15 protein-coding genes are annotated in these 15341 nt (G+C 34.4%); 3 read left to right on the top strand and 12 right to left on the bottom strand.

Annotated elements, in window-relative coordinates; genetic code table 11:
* Positions 1–9: 9 nt before the first annotated feature.
* A complete protein-coding gene (locus ABYI63_RS13600; RefSeq protein ID WP_372756990.1) occupies positions 10–213 on the top strand; it encodes a hypothetical protein in 204 nt (67 codons plus the stop codon).
* A complete protein-coding gene (locus ABYI63_RS13595) occupies positions 213–821 on the top strand; it encodes an FAD-dependent oxidoreductase (RefSeq protein WP_372756989.1) in 609 nt (202 codons plus the stop codon). Before ABYI63_RS13600 ends, ABYI63_RS13595 begins: the two co-directional genes overlap by 1 nt.
* Positions 822–861: 40 nt before the next feature.
* On the opposite strand, the gene ABYI63_RS13590 is transcribed toward ABYI63_RS13595, so the two are convergent.
* The 10 genes from ABYI63_RS13590 to ABYI63_RS13545 all read right to left on the bottom strand — a co-directional run bounded on the left by ABYI63_RS13590 (position 862) and on the right by ABYI63_RS13545 (position 10613).
* Complete coding sequence (locus ABYI63_RS13590; protein ID WP_372756987.1) at positions 862–2454, bottom strand: S41 family peptidase; 1593 nt, start codon at positions 2452–2454, stop codon at positions 862–864.
* Positions 2454–2885: a cytidine/deoxycytidylate deaminase family protein gene (locus tag ABYI63_RS13585; protein ID WP_372756985.1), complete on the bottom strand. Its 432-nt coding sequence runs from the start codon at positions 2883–2885 to the stop codon at positions 2454–2456. The genes ABYI63_RS13590 and ABYI63_RS13585 overlap by 1 nt, the downstream gene beginning before the upstream one ends.
* Before the next feature lie 306 nt (positions 2886–3191).
* On the bottom strand, positions 3192–4565 hold the full coding sequence (gene mgtE, locus ABYI63_RS13580) for a magnesium transporter (protein ID WP_372756984.1): 1374 nt from the start codon (positions 4563–4565) through the stop codon (positions 3192–3194).
* A gap of 10 nt (positions 4566–4575) precedes the next feature.
* The gene (gene rsmA / locus ABYI63_RS13575) at positions 4576–5349 is read right to left on the bottom strand and encodes a 16S rRNA (adenine(1518)-N(6)/adenine(1519)-N(6))-dimethyltransferase RsmA (protein WP_372756982.1); all 774 of its coding nucleotides are present in this window, start codon (positions 5347–5349) and stop codon (positions 4576–4578) included.
* 114 nt (positions 5350–5463) lie between these two features.
* Positions 5464–5790, bottom strand: coding sequence for a DUF4286 family protein (locus ABYI63_RS13570; RefSeq protein WP_372756980.1), 327 nt, complete (start codon positions 5788–5790; stop codon positions 5464–5466).
* 129 nt (positions 5791–5919) lie between these two features.
* Entirely contained in the window at positions 5920–7695 is a 1776-nt protein-coding gene (locus ABYI63_RS13565; protein ID WP_372756978.1) for a tetratricopeptide repeat protein, read from the bottom strand.
* Between the two features lie 21 nt (positions 7696–7716).
* On the bottom strand, positions 7717–7884 hold the full coding sequence (locus ABYI63_RS13560) for a hypothetical protein (RefSeq protein ID WP_372756976.1): 168 nt from the start codon (positions 7882–7884) through the stop codon (positions 7717–7719).
* Positions 7885–7955: 71 nt separating this feature from the next.
* Positions 7956–8078, bottom strand: a complete 123-nt coding sequence (locus ABYI63_RS13555; protein ID WP_372756974.1) for a hypothetical protein — start codon at positions 8076–8078, stop codon at positions 7956–7958.
* Positions 8079–8332: 254 nt separating this feature from the next.
* Entirely contained in the window at positions 8333–9604 is a 1272-nt protein-coding gene (gene serS / locus ABYI63_RS13550; RefSeq protein WP_372756973.1) for a serine--tRNA ligase, read from the bottom strand.
* Positions 9605–9677: 73 nt separating this feature from the next.
* Positions 9678–10613: a bifunctional riboflavin kinase/FAD synthetase gene (locus tag ABYI63_RS13545; RefSeq protein WP_372756971.1), complete on the bottom strand. Its 936-nt coding sequence runs from the start codon at positions 10611–10613 to the stop codon at positions 9678–9680.
* 171 nt (positions 10614–10784) lie between these two features.
* Between ABYI63_RS13545 and ABYI63_RS13540 the strand changes: the two genes are divergently transcribed.
* Positions 10785–13859 carry a reprolysin-like metallopeptidase gene (locus tag ABYI63_RS13540; protein ID WP_372756970.1) on the top strand — a complete coding sequence of 1025 codons (3075 nt, stop codon included), beginning with the start codon at positions 10785–10787 and terminating at the stop codon, positions 13857–13859.
* A gap of 55 nt (positions 13860–13914) precedes the next feature.
* On the opposite strand, the gene pth is transcribed toward ABYI63_RS13540, so the two are convergent.
* Together pth and ABYI63_RS13530 are read right to left on the bottom strand one after the other, a co-directional pair.
* A complete protein-coding gene (gene pth / locus ABYI63_RS13535; protein WP_372756969.1) occupies positions 13915–14541 on the bottom strand; it encodes an aminoacyl-tRNA hydrolase in 627 nt (208 codons plus the stop codon).
* 181 nt (positions 14542–14722) lie between these two features.
* On the bottom strand, positions 14723–15341 hold a 619-nt coding region (locus tag ABYI63_RS13530; protein WP_372756968.1), incomplete at its 5' end, for a 50S ribosomal protein L25/general stress protein Ctc.

Raw genomic sequence — 15341 nt, 5'->3', positions numbered from 1 at the left:
TTTAAACTAATGAAATTTTTAACCGTTATAATAAGTATTCTTGCTGTTATTCTAATAGCTTTTAACTTAACAAAAGTAAATTTTAGCGCGCCATTTAAGGACGATAGCATTATTGCTTTAATAACAATTTTATCGGCGCTTTGTGCCATCGCTTTGATGCTTATCTTAAGAATTTCTAAGCGTATTGAAGACAAAGTAAAAGGTCGCGACTAATGCTATTCGATGCACTTATAATAGGTGGGGGTGCAGCAGGATTACAATGCGCTTTAGTTTTGGGCTCTGCAAACCAAAAGCCTTTTGCTGCTAACAAGCAAGTTGGTATTATTGCGCACCAAAAAACGTCGCATTTACAAACAGCCTTATTTAATAATGTACTTGGGTTAGCACCTGGCACCACTGGCAAATCCATATTAACAAATGGGAAAACACAATTAAAAACCCTTTACCCCAACGTTGAACAGATTGAAAATGAAAAGGTTTTAGAATGTATAAAAACAGAAAACCTATTCCTTATAAAAACGAATAAACAAACTTATAAATCAAAGATAGTTGTAGTTGCCGTGGGCTACACCAACTTAATGACTATTAAAGGTTTAGAAACATATATTGAACCACACCCAAGAGCGGCTATTGAAAAAGACCGTATTTGGTTAAAAAATGTTGATCATTTAGTTGACGAAAACCTATATGTTGCTGGATCTTTAGCTGGTTGGAGGAGTCAATTTGCTATTTGTGCAGGTAGTGGTGCACAAGTTGCGACCGACATCTTAACACTTTGGAATAACGGAAACCATGTGAAGGTACACGATAAACTGTTATAATTTCTCTTGTGAATTTTTAAGTTTTTAAGTTTAAATAAAACTATTTTTTTCCATTACTCAACTCAATAACTTCTTCAATCATGATATCATGATGATTGAATACCTCTTCAAAAGCACCATTACCAAAAAGCTGATCGGCTAAAGTAGCTTTTAAGTATTGTTTTATTTCTTGATGGTAAGCTACAAATGTAATTTTAGATTCTGTACGCAAGTTTAAGTAGTCTTGAAATTCATAAACCATTTTTTCAGACACTTCAAAAGAATCAATAAAATCCTTTCTGGTTATACCGTTGTATAACTTTCTATCCTTCTCTAAAGTTTCAAACACAAAATAGCCTATAAACCCACGACGTTGTAAAAAGGTAAGTGTTTCATTAAACATACCGCTGTCTATCGGCACAAACACATCTGGAATGATGCCACCACCTCCATAAACTATTTTACCCTTTGGCGTTTTATATTTAAGAGAATCCGCCACTTGTATCTTCTCTGGATCTAATAACTCACCACTATCTAATCGCTCGAAATACTCATCGTAATAGTCTTTATGACCATTTTTGTACGGGCGCTGAATGGAACGTCCTGTAGGTGTATAATATCGAGACACCGTTAAACGTACCGCACTACCATCACCTAAATCCATTTCACGTTGTACCAATCCTTTACCATAAGACCTACGCCCAACAATGGTACCTCTATCATTATCTTGTAAGGCCCCTGCAACAATTTCACTTGCCGAAGCTGAATTTTCGTTTATTAAAACGTAAATTTTTCCTTTTTCAAAATCACCTTTACTTGTGGCAAAGCTTTTTTCAATAGCACCACGTTTATTTTTGGTGAATAAAATAAGTTTATCATCTTCTAAAAACTCGTCAACAATTTCCTCTGCAATACCTAAAAATCCACCTGGGTTATCGCGTAAATCCAATACTAATTCCTTAGCACCTTCACCTAAAAGTTTATCCAAACCTTTCTTAAATTCTTTGTAAGTAGATTCAGCAAACCGATTTACTTTTATATAACCGAGTTTCTTGGTAAGCATATAAGAAGCATCTACACTTTTTATAGGAATGTTAGAGCGCTTCACCGTAATATTTAATAGCTTCGGCTCGCCTTTTCTGAAAATTTTTAAATTTACTTTGCTGTTTAAAGGGCCTTTTAGCTTTTTCACCAAATCCCCGTCTTTAAACTTATTGCCAAAAAGAGTATCGCCATCGGCCATAAGAATCCTATCTCCTCCCCGAATACCGGCTCTGTCGCTTGGCCCATCTTCTATAGCTCTAATAACCGCAATGGAATCTTTATACGGATAAAAACTAACTCCAATACCCACAAAATCGCCTTTCATGTTTTCGGCTACGTTTTGCATTTCCGATTTTGGAATGTAAACCGAATGTGGATCCAAATTTTCTAAAATACCATTTACAGTAACATCTACAATACTATCGGTATTAATATCATCCACATAATCGTAGTCAATATAATCTATAAGTCGGTTTAATTTATCCTTTTTACTATTCTTAGAAAATAGTTTGTCAGACGAATCGCTAAAATTTAACTTAGCACCAATTAAAATACCTGCCGCTACTGCAACACCTAAAATTAAAGGCAAATATTTTTTTCTATAAGGCATTAGGCTGTTAAATCAGTTATATTTTTAAGTTCTATTCCTGCTTTCTCCAAGAATTTTAAACCAGAGTCATCTTTGTAGGCCTGATGATACACCACTTTTACAATACCTGCCTGATGTATTAACTTACTACACTCTTTACACGGCGACATAGTAATATAAAGAGTTGCTCCTTTACAAGATTGTGTGGACGATGCTACTTTTAATATAGCATTCGCTTCAGCATGAAGCACATACCATTTAGTATAACCCTCATCATCTTCACAAAAATTCTCAAAACCAGAAGGTGTACCATTATACCCATCCGAAATAATCATACGGTCCTTTACTATAAGTGCCCCAACTTGGCGGCGTTTGCAATATGAAAGTTTTCCCCATTCTTGCGCGATTCTTAAATAGGCTTTATCGTATTTAAGTTGTTTTTGATCTGGCATTAATTTTATTTAAATTATAGCGTTACCCTTAAGGGTCGGGCTATACGTTACAATCTTTTGCTTTAAGGCAAAAGGATTTCCACTACTATCCCTAACGCAAAACAATATAACGAAGATAATTGGTTCGTATTTTAATTACAACGCAAGTTCGTTAAAGTTTTACAAAAGTTCGTGTAAAAATCACAAAATTAGATGGTTTGTAGCACAGTGATTACGCTTAGGATTTAATTTTCCTAAAAACTGAAGTTGATAATAACTCCAATTCAAATTGAAAAGCAATACCGTTTTGAAGCAGCCTTAAACCACTTAAAACCCTAATATGAATTTGGCTATTAAAAAGTAAATTAAAATGCCAAAAACATCATTGCTCGTGGTAATAAATGGACCTGTTGCTACTGCAGGATCTATACCGCGTTTATCTAGAAAAATTGGCACAAAGGTACCAATTATGGCAGCCATAATAATAACTGCTATGAGCGCCAAACCTATTGTTATGGATACATTATAAGGCGTTTTAAATAAAAAATGACTGATAATTATAGCGATTAAGGCTATGGCAACCCCATTTACTAAGCCAAGTAAAAACTCTTTAAAAAGGCGTTTTATAACATTCCCATCAATGCTATCATTAGCAAGACCTTGCACCACAATAGCAGAAGATTGTACCCCAACATTTCCTGCTGTTGCCTGAATTAACGGTACAAAACTTAAAAGAATTAAAAAATCACCCATGTTACCTGTGAATTTTTCAATAATACTTGCAGCACCAATCCCTCCAAACATACCTATTAAAAGCCAAGGCAAACGGGCTTTAGTTAGTTCCCAAATACTATCATCGGCCTCTACATCGGCGGTAATACCGGCAGCTAATTGATAATCTTTTTCAGCCTCTTCCTTCATAACATCTACAATGTCATCAATGGTAATTCTTCCTAAAAGTATTTGATTATCATCTACCACAGGAATAGCCTCCAAATCGTACTTCTGCATTATTCTAACCACATCTTCCGCCTCGTCGCGCACATTCACATAATCAACGCTTGAATTGGATATTTCCGCGATTTTTTGATCACTTTTAGCAACAATTAAATCTTTTAAAGACAAGCGACCTACGAGTCTGTTTTTTTTATCAACTACATAAATTGAGTGCACCCGAGTTACTTCTTTTGCCTGACCACGTATACGGCGTAAACAACCGGCAACAGTCCAGGTTTCGTAAACCTTAACCAACTCTTTAGCCATAAGTCCACCTGCAGTATCTTCATGGTAAGCTAGTAGTTCTTGAATTTCTGCTTTGTGCTCTAAATCTTCAATATGAGAGAAGACTTCGCGTTTACGATCTTCAGGTAGTTCCGAAATAATATCGGCAGCATCATCCGTATCTAGTTCCCCAATTTCATCGGCAATTTCCTTTGAAGACAGGTTTCTTAAAACTTTTTCTCGATTGTCTTCATCAAGCTCCATTAAGATATCCGCCGTTGTTTCGGAATCTAAAAGTTTGATGATATATATGGCCTCCTCTAAATCTAATTCATCTAGAATTTCGGCAATATCAGCGTAGTGAAAATCTTTAAGTAGTTTTTGAAGCGCCTTGTCTTTTTTAGCTTCAATAAGACCTTCTACCTGACTGATTAATTCATCGGTTAATTCAAATTGTATGTTTTCTAGTTCTTCAGACAAAATGCGATGTTTATATGTCTTTTTCTATTAATTGTGTAAGCTCTATAAACTGTTGCACATTTAATTGTTCCGGACGTTTGTCAAATATACTATCTTCTCTTAAATTATTGCTTAAATTGAATGTTTTTAAACTGTTACGAATGGTTTTTCTGCGTTGCTGAAAGGCCGTTTTTACGACTTTAAAGAAAAGGGCATCATCACATGGCAAGGCATAATTAGCTTTTCTAGTTAAACGTAACACTCCAGATTCTACTTTTGGAGGTGGATTAAACACAGAAGGAGGTACCGTAAATAGATATTCTGCATCGTAATAAGCTTGTGCTAAAACTGATAAAATACCATACACTTTACTGCCTTCTTTAGAGCAAATCCGCTCGGCAACTTCCTTTTGAAACATCCCCGAAAACTCAGGGATTTGATCGCGCATTTCTAAGGTTTTAAAAACAATTTGCGTTGAGATATTATAGGGAAAATTGCCTATAATAGCAAATGATTCTCCTTTAAACACTTGATTTAAATCGTACTTTAAAAAATCTTTTTCAATAATTCTTGGTGCCAGGTTAAGGTAGTTTGCTTGCAAATATTCCACAGATTCGGTATCTATTTCAATAACATAGGTGGTAATATCTTTTTGCAATAAATATTTGGTAAGCACTCCCATGCCTGGGCCAATTTCTAAAACCGATTTGTAATTTTTTAATGTAAGCGTATCGGCAATTTTTTGCGCAATAGTTTCATCATTTAAAAAATGTTGTCCTAAGTGCTTTTTTGCTTTAACTGTCATTGGATTTTTAGGTTTTAGGTGTTGGGTATTGCCACAAATGCCCGAATATAAAAACATTTTCTTGCAAGGGCGCTAAGAAACAAGGTTTCAAAGGTTTTGGTTTTCGGTCTTATTCTAATTAAATGTTACCGAGTATTCGTCTATAATTTCAAGTTCCGTTCTAAAGGATAATACTTTATCGGCAAACTTTTTTAGAGTTTCACCTCTTAATTTTGGTGCATCTTCTTTGTAATAAGCATCTAAAGCTTCGTGAGATGGGATTTTGTATTGCACCGAATACGTAACGCCTCCCATATCTTCTTCTACCAACACTTTTACTAAGGTGGCTTTTTCAAACTTTCCAGTTCCTAAAACTTGTGGAATATGCTCTTCTTTCATCCATTTTAACCATTCCTCATGGATACTTTCGTCTATATTTGATGTTACGTTGTATATTATCATTTGTTTTTGATTGTTTGTTGCTCTTTGAAAACTTATTATTTCACAGAGATTAACAGAGGTTTTGTTTACTTTCTAAAAAGTGTAAAGCTAGATTGCAAATATACTGAAAACTGCGGCTGCAACTAAAAACTAATTTATAGCATCACCCCGTAAGGCTCTATATCTTTTTCTAGCTTCCACAAAATAAATACTATCCGAGTGATTAAAAATAATTTTTTCGTACAATGGTTTTGCTTTCTCCGGCTGGTTTAATTTATATTCATGAAGTTCGGCTAACTTAAAATAAGCATCGTCAACCAAAATACCTTCCCTATAATTTTCAATCATGACTTCATAATTGGCTCGTGCCTTTTCAAACTGACCTTTGGCTTCAAACAACTGAGCTTGTTTATAAAGCGCTTGCGGAATAATAGGTTCCGTTTTATGCTTGTTCAAAATAGTATCTAACAAGGTTATGGCTTCATCATTTTTATTTTGAAATGCTAACAAATCTGCTTTGGCATATCGTTTTAATGCCGTTTGAAGGGAATCTTCATATTTATTATCGGTAATTAGGAGCTTTAAATCTAAAGCATCATTGGCAATTAATTGTGAGGTTGAAGCCTTTAAAATTTTAAGTTGTGATTCTGCCCACTTAAAATCGCCTTTATAATAACTCGCTTTAGCAACTTTAAAACGTGCCATTTGCGATAAAGTGCTGTTCTTTAAATTTCGTTGAATTTGCGTATAATAAATTAACGCTTCATTAAATTTTTCCTGTAGCACTAAAATATCGCCCAATTCCATCTTAACTTCTGCTTGTTGCATATCGCTAAGAGTTTGCTTTAAGGTTTGCTCCAAAAAATCAGTTGCCTTTTTTGTTTCATTTTTAGTGAAAGCTAAAAAATGGGCATAGGCTATTTGCAGCTTTAATGTTTGTGAAAACAAACCATACTTCTTGAATAATTCTTGATAAGCAGCATCAATAATATTGTGATTATTAGATGCGCTTTGCTTGGTTTCTAACTGTAATATATTGTAGTGTGCTTCCAGTAATAAATCTAAATCTTGCGATGTCGTAGTGATATAGGTATAAATTTCCTTGGCAATTTCTATTTCGTTTTTATTAGCTGCTATGTCTGCCAATTCTTCAATTCTGTATAAACTTTCCGGCTGCCTACTAAAAATAGCTTTTTCTTGGGCAAATGCTTTTTTAAAATCGTTTTGTTGAACGAACAACCAACTTAATAAATCGTTCCATAAAACGTCTGGTTCTTGTTGTGCCTTTCTAAGCAAAATTTTTCTAAAAATAATATTACTTTCATTTTCAGCATCTTCACTTATAAAATCTCCTATGGCTAATTTAATAATTCCTAAATTGAAGGGACTAACCTTAACAAAATCCAAATAGTGGGTAAACATTTTTTCTATATTTCCTTGTTCCCCATATAATTTTGCCAGTTGTAAACTAAAATTATAATTGGTGCTAAGCGCCATGGCTTTTTCATAAGCTATTATAGCCTCATTTGATAGTGCGTGACTTTCCAAACTCCTAACAACAGAATATACATAGCTTAGATTGGAATCGATACTTGCCAACGCTTTTTGATAGTTCAAATTGGCATTCTCCATATCGTTTTTTAGTTGATAATTATAGCCTAACTCCACGAGAAATGCTGGATACTTTATACGCTGCATTGCCTTTAATAAAAATGACTCTGCTTCGTTGTACTGCTCTAATTCTTGATACGTACTAACTATTTGCAAAATATGATTAATATCGGACGGTGATCTTTCGTTTAGCTTTTTATATTCATGTAAGGCTTTTTCAAAATCACCATTTTTAAAATAATCGCGCGCCAATGCATCCTCCTGTGCTGCCATATAGGAACTAACTAAAAAACATAAAATAAAAAGAATTTTCATGTGCTTGTACTTCTTGTTTTATTAAGACATGGAGAATCCATATTCTTTTACCGTAATGAATCTAAATATTGTTACAGATGCTTCATGTTGTAAAGATAACAAATACGGTTTGTAGCTTCTACTAATATAATTATAAAAAAATGCCCGAATAAAAATTCGGGCACTAACCAACCAAAATAAAAGTTCCATTAACTACCGTTAATATAAAAAACGATGTAACACTGATTGGGGACAGTCTTCTTATAACAGAAATAAATCCCTTATTTGCTTACTATTACAGCAGTATTGTTTTCAGAATTAGAAATTTGAAAATCTGAAAAGAACACTATACTAGCAATAAAAACAAGTGCAATTAAAATGACGAAGCGCTTAATATTTTTCATGGTTAGTAGGTTTAATAGATTTGGATACTCTAACTTCTAAAAAATTTACTGTTTCACAAAGAAAATTAGAAGAAAATCGTTTAAAAACGTATTAAAAATACATTTTGTCGGTTATTTTTAATAAATAACAAGATTTAAGTAAGAATATTAATTCAAAACAAACGTTTGGTCTTTAGCCGAAATTCTTAAATAAAAAAAACACCCATTTGAAATTAATGCAAACAGGTGTTTTTTTTAAGTTTTTAATAAGGTCTTTAATCTATAATTTTAAAACCAGTATATGGCTGTAGTATTTCTGGAATTACGATACCGTCTTTTGTTTGATAATTTTCTAAAATACCAGCTAAAACACGAGGTAATGCTAACGAGCTTCCATTTAAGGTATGTGCTAATTCATTTTTACCATCGCTATTTTTAAAACGTAATTTTAATCGATTTGCCTGAAACGTTTCAAAGTTTGAAACCGACGAAATTTCCAACCAACGGTCTTGCGCTGTAGAAAACACTTCAAAATCATAGGTTAAAGCTGATGTAAACCCTAAATCGCCACCGCAAAGTCTCAAAATTCTATAAGGCAATTTTAACTCTTGTAAAATGGTTTTTACATGTTCCACCATAGCATCTAAAGCTTCGTAAGATTTACTTGGATGCTCTACTCTTAAAATCTCCACTTTATCAAACTGGTGTAATCTGTTTAATCCACGAACGTGTGCGCCGTAACTTCCTGCCTCACGTCGAAAACATGGTGTGTAACCAGTAATACCAATGGGCAATTCACTTTCATTCAACACCACATCTCTAAAAATATTAGTTCCAGGAACTTCAGCCGTTGGAATTAAGTATAAATTATCTTCGGTTACGTGGTACATTTGTCCTTCTTTATCTGGCAATTGCCCCGTTCCAAATCCTGAAGCTTCATTTACTAAATGCGGTAATTGGTATTCCGTATAACCAGCTGCTGTATTTTTATCTAAGAAATAGGCAATTAATGCACGTTGTAATCTGGCTCCTTTTCCTTTATAAACAGGAAACCCTGCTCCCGTAATTTTGTTTCCTAATTCAAAATCGATGATGTCGTATTTTTTGGCTAATTCCCAGTGCGGTAAAGCGCCTTCGTGTAAAACAGGAATATCACCTTCTTTATACACTTCTACATTATCAGTATCTAATTTTCCAACAGGAACAATCTCATTTGGAACGTTAGGAATTTTATAAAGTAATTGGTTTAAAGCTTCGGTTTTAGCATTTAAATCGTCGCTTAACTGCTTTGAAATTTCTTTTAACTGACTTGTTTTCTCTTTTAAAAGATTTGCTTTTTGTGCCTCGCCCGACTTGTATAAATTCCCTATTTCTTTGGAAATAGCATTGGATTCTGCCAAGGTATTATCTAACTCGGTTTGAATACGACGACGGTCTTGATCAAACGAGATAACATCATTAATCATTTGAGTAGCATCAATATTTCGTTTTGCTAATCGTGTTATTACTAAATCTTTGTTTTCTCTAATAAAAGGGACTTGTAACATGTCTTGAAAAATTTAAGGTGCAAATTTAATGAATTGGGACTATAATTGGTTGTGTTTTGAAAGTAAAATCAAATTAATTAAAATGTGATTTTATATATTGAAGTGACGCTTCTTTATCTTGTAATAACTGAGCCTTTAAGGCTTCAACCGAATCAAATTTTTGTTCGTCGCGAAGTCGGTGCAATAAATCAATTTGAATGGTTTTATTATAAATATTTTTATTGAAATTGAAAAAATGCACTTCAATGGTTACATCGTCTCCATCAACCGTTGGGTTACAGCCAATATTCATCATACCGTAAACTATCTTTTTGTTAATTATAGAACTAACAATATAAGAACCATGTTTTGGTATTAATTTATAATTTTCTTCAATGTAAATGTTTGCAGTGGGGTAATCAATTTGTCTACCTAAAGCTTTTCCTTCAACCACTTTACCTGTAAGCATAAAAGGATAACCCAAAAAAGCATTGGCTTTAGTAATATCGCCTTCCTCCAACGCTTTTCTAATTTTTGTAGAACTTACTGCCACATCATTAATATCTTGAGCCGAAATTTCTTCAACTTCAAACCCATATAATTCTCCAAACTTTTTAAGGTCGTTTATATCAGCATTTCTATTTCTACCAAAACGATGATCATAACCTATTATCACTTTTTTGGCATTTAGCTTTTCAATAAGTATGGTTTTTACAAAATCTTCAGCTGAAAGTCGAGAAAATGCCTTAGTAAATTTTTTTATGAGCAAGTAATCTAAGCCAAGCGCATCTAAAATAGCACCACGCTCGTTTATAGTATTTATTAATTTAATACCAGAGTCTTTTTGCAATACCATACGCGGATGTGGAAAAAACGTAAGTATAACCGATTTTAATTGGGCTTGTTTCCCGAAATTAATAAGACGATTAACAATTTTTTGATGTCCAACATGCACCCCATCAAAAGTACCAATGGTAACAATTGTAGGTTCCGACGATTTATAGGCGCTTATGTTTTTAATTTTGCTCATAACAAGCGTTTAATTGGCAATTTGATTAAAAAAAGTTAATTTTGTTACAACTGTTTAATAAAATTGCCCCAAATATATTTTATAAAATCGCCTTTAATTTACATTTAAAAAAATAGATGTTTTTAAAAAAGACGATACAATATAACCTTTGAAAAACAATATTATCTACTTATGAAAGCAAAACTACATTATGTTTTTTCAATAGCAATGTTTTTAATTGTCTTTTCGGTAACTTCTCAAAATTCTTATTGGAGAAAAAACGAAAGCGTTAAAGATACAAAAGCGCTTTCAAAACTAAATTTGGAAAAAAACAAAACACATAGTTTTGAATTGGATATGGCTTCCTTTAAGTCGACGCTACGATCTACTATTTCTAGAAATTCTAAATCTAAAGAAAAATCGACACTCATTTCAATACCTTCGGATGAATCATCATTTGAAACTTTTAAAATCTATGAAGCGTCGGTTTTTTCTCCAGAACTAGCTGAAAAATATCCAAATATAAAATCGTATGTTGGTATTAGTACCGATAATCCTGGTGCCAGATTACGTATGAGTGTATCACCTCAAGGTGTGCAAACCATGATAACCTACACCGATAAACCAGACGTTTTTATGCAGCCTACTTCCAAAGGTGCAAATGAGTATGTTTTATATAAAAGAACTTCCAAAACGAATAAATCGAACAGTTTCTATTGTAAAACCTTTGAAGATACATCTGATGCTTTTAATAAAAACAGTACCATCTCTAAAACCAGCCTAAACGAAGGTGGCGCCAATAACCAGGAACTTAAAAAGTTTAGAATCGCCATTTCCGTAACTGGGGAATACACAGCATATCATAATGACAATAACGATTTAAATGGAGATGCCGTTGCCGATGCTTTGGCCGCCATTAATGCCACGCTTTCTAGAGTAAATGAAGTATTTGAAACCGACATGGCTGTTACCTTCGAGTTGATAGACGCCACAGAACTAATTTACACAAATGCAGCAACCGACCCATATTCTAATGCTAATATAGGTGCAAATGAAGATAATTTTAATAACACCAACGGCTGGAGCCTTCAACTCCAAAACAACTTGACCAATGTAATTGGAAACGATGCATACGATATTGGTCATTTATTTGGAGCCACTGGAGGCGGAGGCATTGCAGGATGTATTGGCTGTGTTTGTACTAATGATACAGCAAGTACTACGGATCACAATAAAGGAAGCGCTTTTACATCACCTTCTAATGGCATTCCAGAAGGCGACACTTTTGATATTGATTTTGTTATTCATGAAATAGGGCATCAAATGGGAGCTAACCACACCTTTGCCTTTAACACTGAAGGTAGTGGCGTTAACTCCGAACCAGGTGGTGGCTCTACCATTATGGCATATGCTGGAATTGAAGGTCTTAACAACGTTACTTTAAATAGCGATGCTTATTTTCATTATCATAGCATCAGGCAAATATTAAATACTTTGGCCAATAAAAGTTGCTATACCACCGAAACAATTACTAATAACTCACCAGTTGCAAATGCTGGCCCCAATTATTATATACCAGCGGGTACTGCTTATGTTTTAAAAGGATCGGCAACCGATGCGGACAGTGCCGATAATTTAACTTATTGCTGGGAACAAATTGATAGTGGCTTGGTTAACTATTTAAATTTCGGACCCGATTTAACAGCAGGCTCAACAAATAGGTCGTTACCACCAAGCAGTGATTCCAACAGATACATTCCCAAATTAACGAGTGTATTAGCAGGTAAAACCACTCAAACCAACCCAACAATAGATAGCGATTGGGAAACTGTTTCAACGGTAGCAAGAAATTTAAATTGGGCCTTAACTGTAAGGGATAGAAACCCTTCAAATCCAAGTGGGGCGCAAAGTAGTTTTGATACTATGATGATAACGGTAGAAGCGGTAACACCATTTACAGTTTCAAATCCGGTAAGTTGGGCACAAGGCAGTAACGTTACTATTAATTGGGTAGTAGGCCAAACCACAAATAGCACTATTAATTGCCAAAATGTAAATATTAAACTATCAACAGATGGTGGAGCAACCTTCCCTACTATTATCGCTTCAAACACACCTAATGACGGTATTCATACCATTACGGTTCCTTCAATACCCGATACAACAACTGCTAGAATATTAATTGAAGCTGCCAATAATATTTTTTATGATGTATCAGATTTTGATTTTTCAATTTCAACAGAACAAGACTTTTTTATAGTTGAAGAAACGTTGGATCCAATTGCTTGCAATGGCACTTCAGTAACTTTTCATTTTGAATATGTTACCGCCAATGGTTTTTCTGAAAACACAGTATTCAGCGCATCAGGTAACCCTGGAAATTCTACCGTAACTTTCTCCCCTACTAATTTAAGTACTTCTGGAAGTGTTACTATGACTATAAGTGACTTAACAGATATTCCTTTGGGTGATTACCCTATAACTATAACAGGTAATTCCACTTCAAAAACAAAAAACAAAGAGGTAAACTTATCTTTTAACAATAGCGTTTGTGAATCTGTAGGAAATACTGAATTTTCAACCAGTACCACTGGAGTAACATTTAATACCATTAATAATTTAAATACCGGAAAACCATCTGGATATAGTAATTATAAAGCAATAAGTACCAATGTTAATAGAGAGGGCACTTACGATTTAACGGTAAGAGTTGATACGGATGGTGATTTCACAACAACCACTAAGGTCTGGATTGATTGGAACCAAAACTGTAGTTTTGATGATTCGGGTGAAGAATACGATTTAGGAAACATTAGAAATGTTAGCAACGGAACAACCGGAGATTCACCACTTTCTATAACAGTTCCAGCTACCGCTGTTTTAGGTAGTACCATTATGCGAATTTCTACAAAATTTAGAGATGATGGTTTACCAACTGCCTGTGATAACGGATTTGATGGCGAGGTTGAAGACTACTCCATCAATGTATCTCCTACACTTGCCATTGAAGAATTTGGTTTTGAGAATTTTAAAATATTCCCAAACCCAAACCAAGGCACGTTTAGCGTGCAACTAAACGGTTCTTTAGAACGCAGTATTAATATGGATGTATTTGACATAAGAGGCAGACATATTTATAATAAGTCGTACCAAAATGCAGGAGATTTTTATGAAGAAATAAAATTAAACAACGTACAATCGGGCATATATATATTAATTGCGACCGATGGTATTAGGAAATCATCGAAGAAAATTATTATAGAATAACACCTTTTGTTTTAATATTTAGCAACCGTCTGCGATAGCCAGATGGTTGCAAGTATTATTTACCATTAAACGTGTTCATGGTAATATTGGTACCCGCTAACCCAAAGGATTTGATAAGCTCGACAGATTTATCGAGGCGCTCCTTTAGTTTTTCATTTTCTTCATCGGTCCATTCTCCCAATACATAGTCTACTTGCTGCCCTTTATTGAAGGCATCACTTATACCGAACCTAAAGCGGTTGTAGTTAGTAGTATTTAGTTTTGCTTGTGTGTCTTTTAAACCGTTATGTCCACCATCACTCCCTTTTGTTTTTACGCGGATGCTTCCAAAAGGCAGGTTTAAATCGTCGGTTATTACTAGTAAATTTTCTAACGGAATATTTTCTTTTGTTAACCAATACACGATGGCTTTGCCGCTTAAATTCATGTAGGTACTAGGTTTAAGGAAGATAAAGGTTCTTCCTTTTAATTTGTAGGTGGCAACATCACCAAGCTTTTGCGTTTCAAAGCTCAGGTTTTCTTGTTTAGCAAAATGGTCTAATATTTTGAATCCTATGTTGTGGCGGGTGTTGGCATATTCTGTTCCAATATTTCCTAGCCCAACAATTAAATATTTTTTCATTGGATTTTGTTCTTCAGTTTGAGGTTTCTTTTTAAACAGTTTTGATAAAAATTGCCACATGGCTTTATTTATGATTACTGATGCGCGCGTTAGGGATAGCAGTGGAAAGCCCGCAGCGATAGCGAGGACTTGTAACGAATAGCCCGACCCTTGTGGTAACGCCCAAATGTTTATTGGTGTAAAAATAAAAAAGCATCCTGAATTAATCAGGATGCTTTTAATATTTAATATAGAATATTATTTATTCTTGAGTTGCTTCAGCTGCTGTTTCTTCTGCTCCTTCTGCTCCTTCTTCTTCATCGTCATCTTCTGTAATTGCAGCTCTAGAACGTCTTACAAGACATACTACTGTATTGTCTGGGTGCATGAATTTGTATGCATCGTTTTCTAGTGTAGTAATGTACAATTTGCTTCCAATTTTAAGAGGCGTAATGTCTGCAGTAATAAAATCTGGCAAGTTAGCTGGTAACGCTTTAACACGTAAGCTACGACGGTTTTTACGTAAAACACCACCATTTTTAACACCACGAGAGTTTCCAACAAATACTACTGGGATTTCCATAGTAATTTCTTTGTCTTCGAATAACTGATAGAAATCGATGTGTAGAATTTTATCGGTTACTGGGTGAAATTGAATATCTTGTAGAATAGCGTTGTATTTTTCGCCATTTTCTAAAGCAATCACAACTGTGTGCGCATTAGGTGTGTATACAAGATGAGAGAACGCTAATTCTTCTGCACTGAAATGAACTGGCTTATCTCCTCCGTATAATACGCAAGGAACCTGACCAGCATTACGTAAGGCTTTTGTTGCTTTTTTGCCCACGCTTTCTCTTTGAGATCCGTTGATTGTAATTGAT

It is taken from the genome of Mariniflexile sp., assembly GCF_041583155.1.
In the GTDB taxonomy this organism is placed as follows: domain Bacteria; phylum Bacteroidota; class Bacteroidia; order Flavobacteriales; family Flavobacteriaceae; genus Mariniflexile.
Note: the sequence above shows the minus strand (reverse complement) of the source record. Positions and strands in the feature narration are given on the sequence as shown.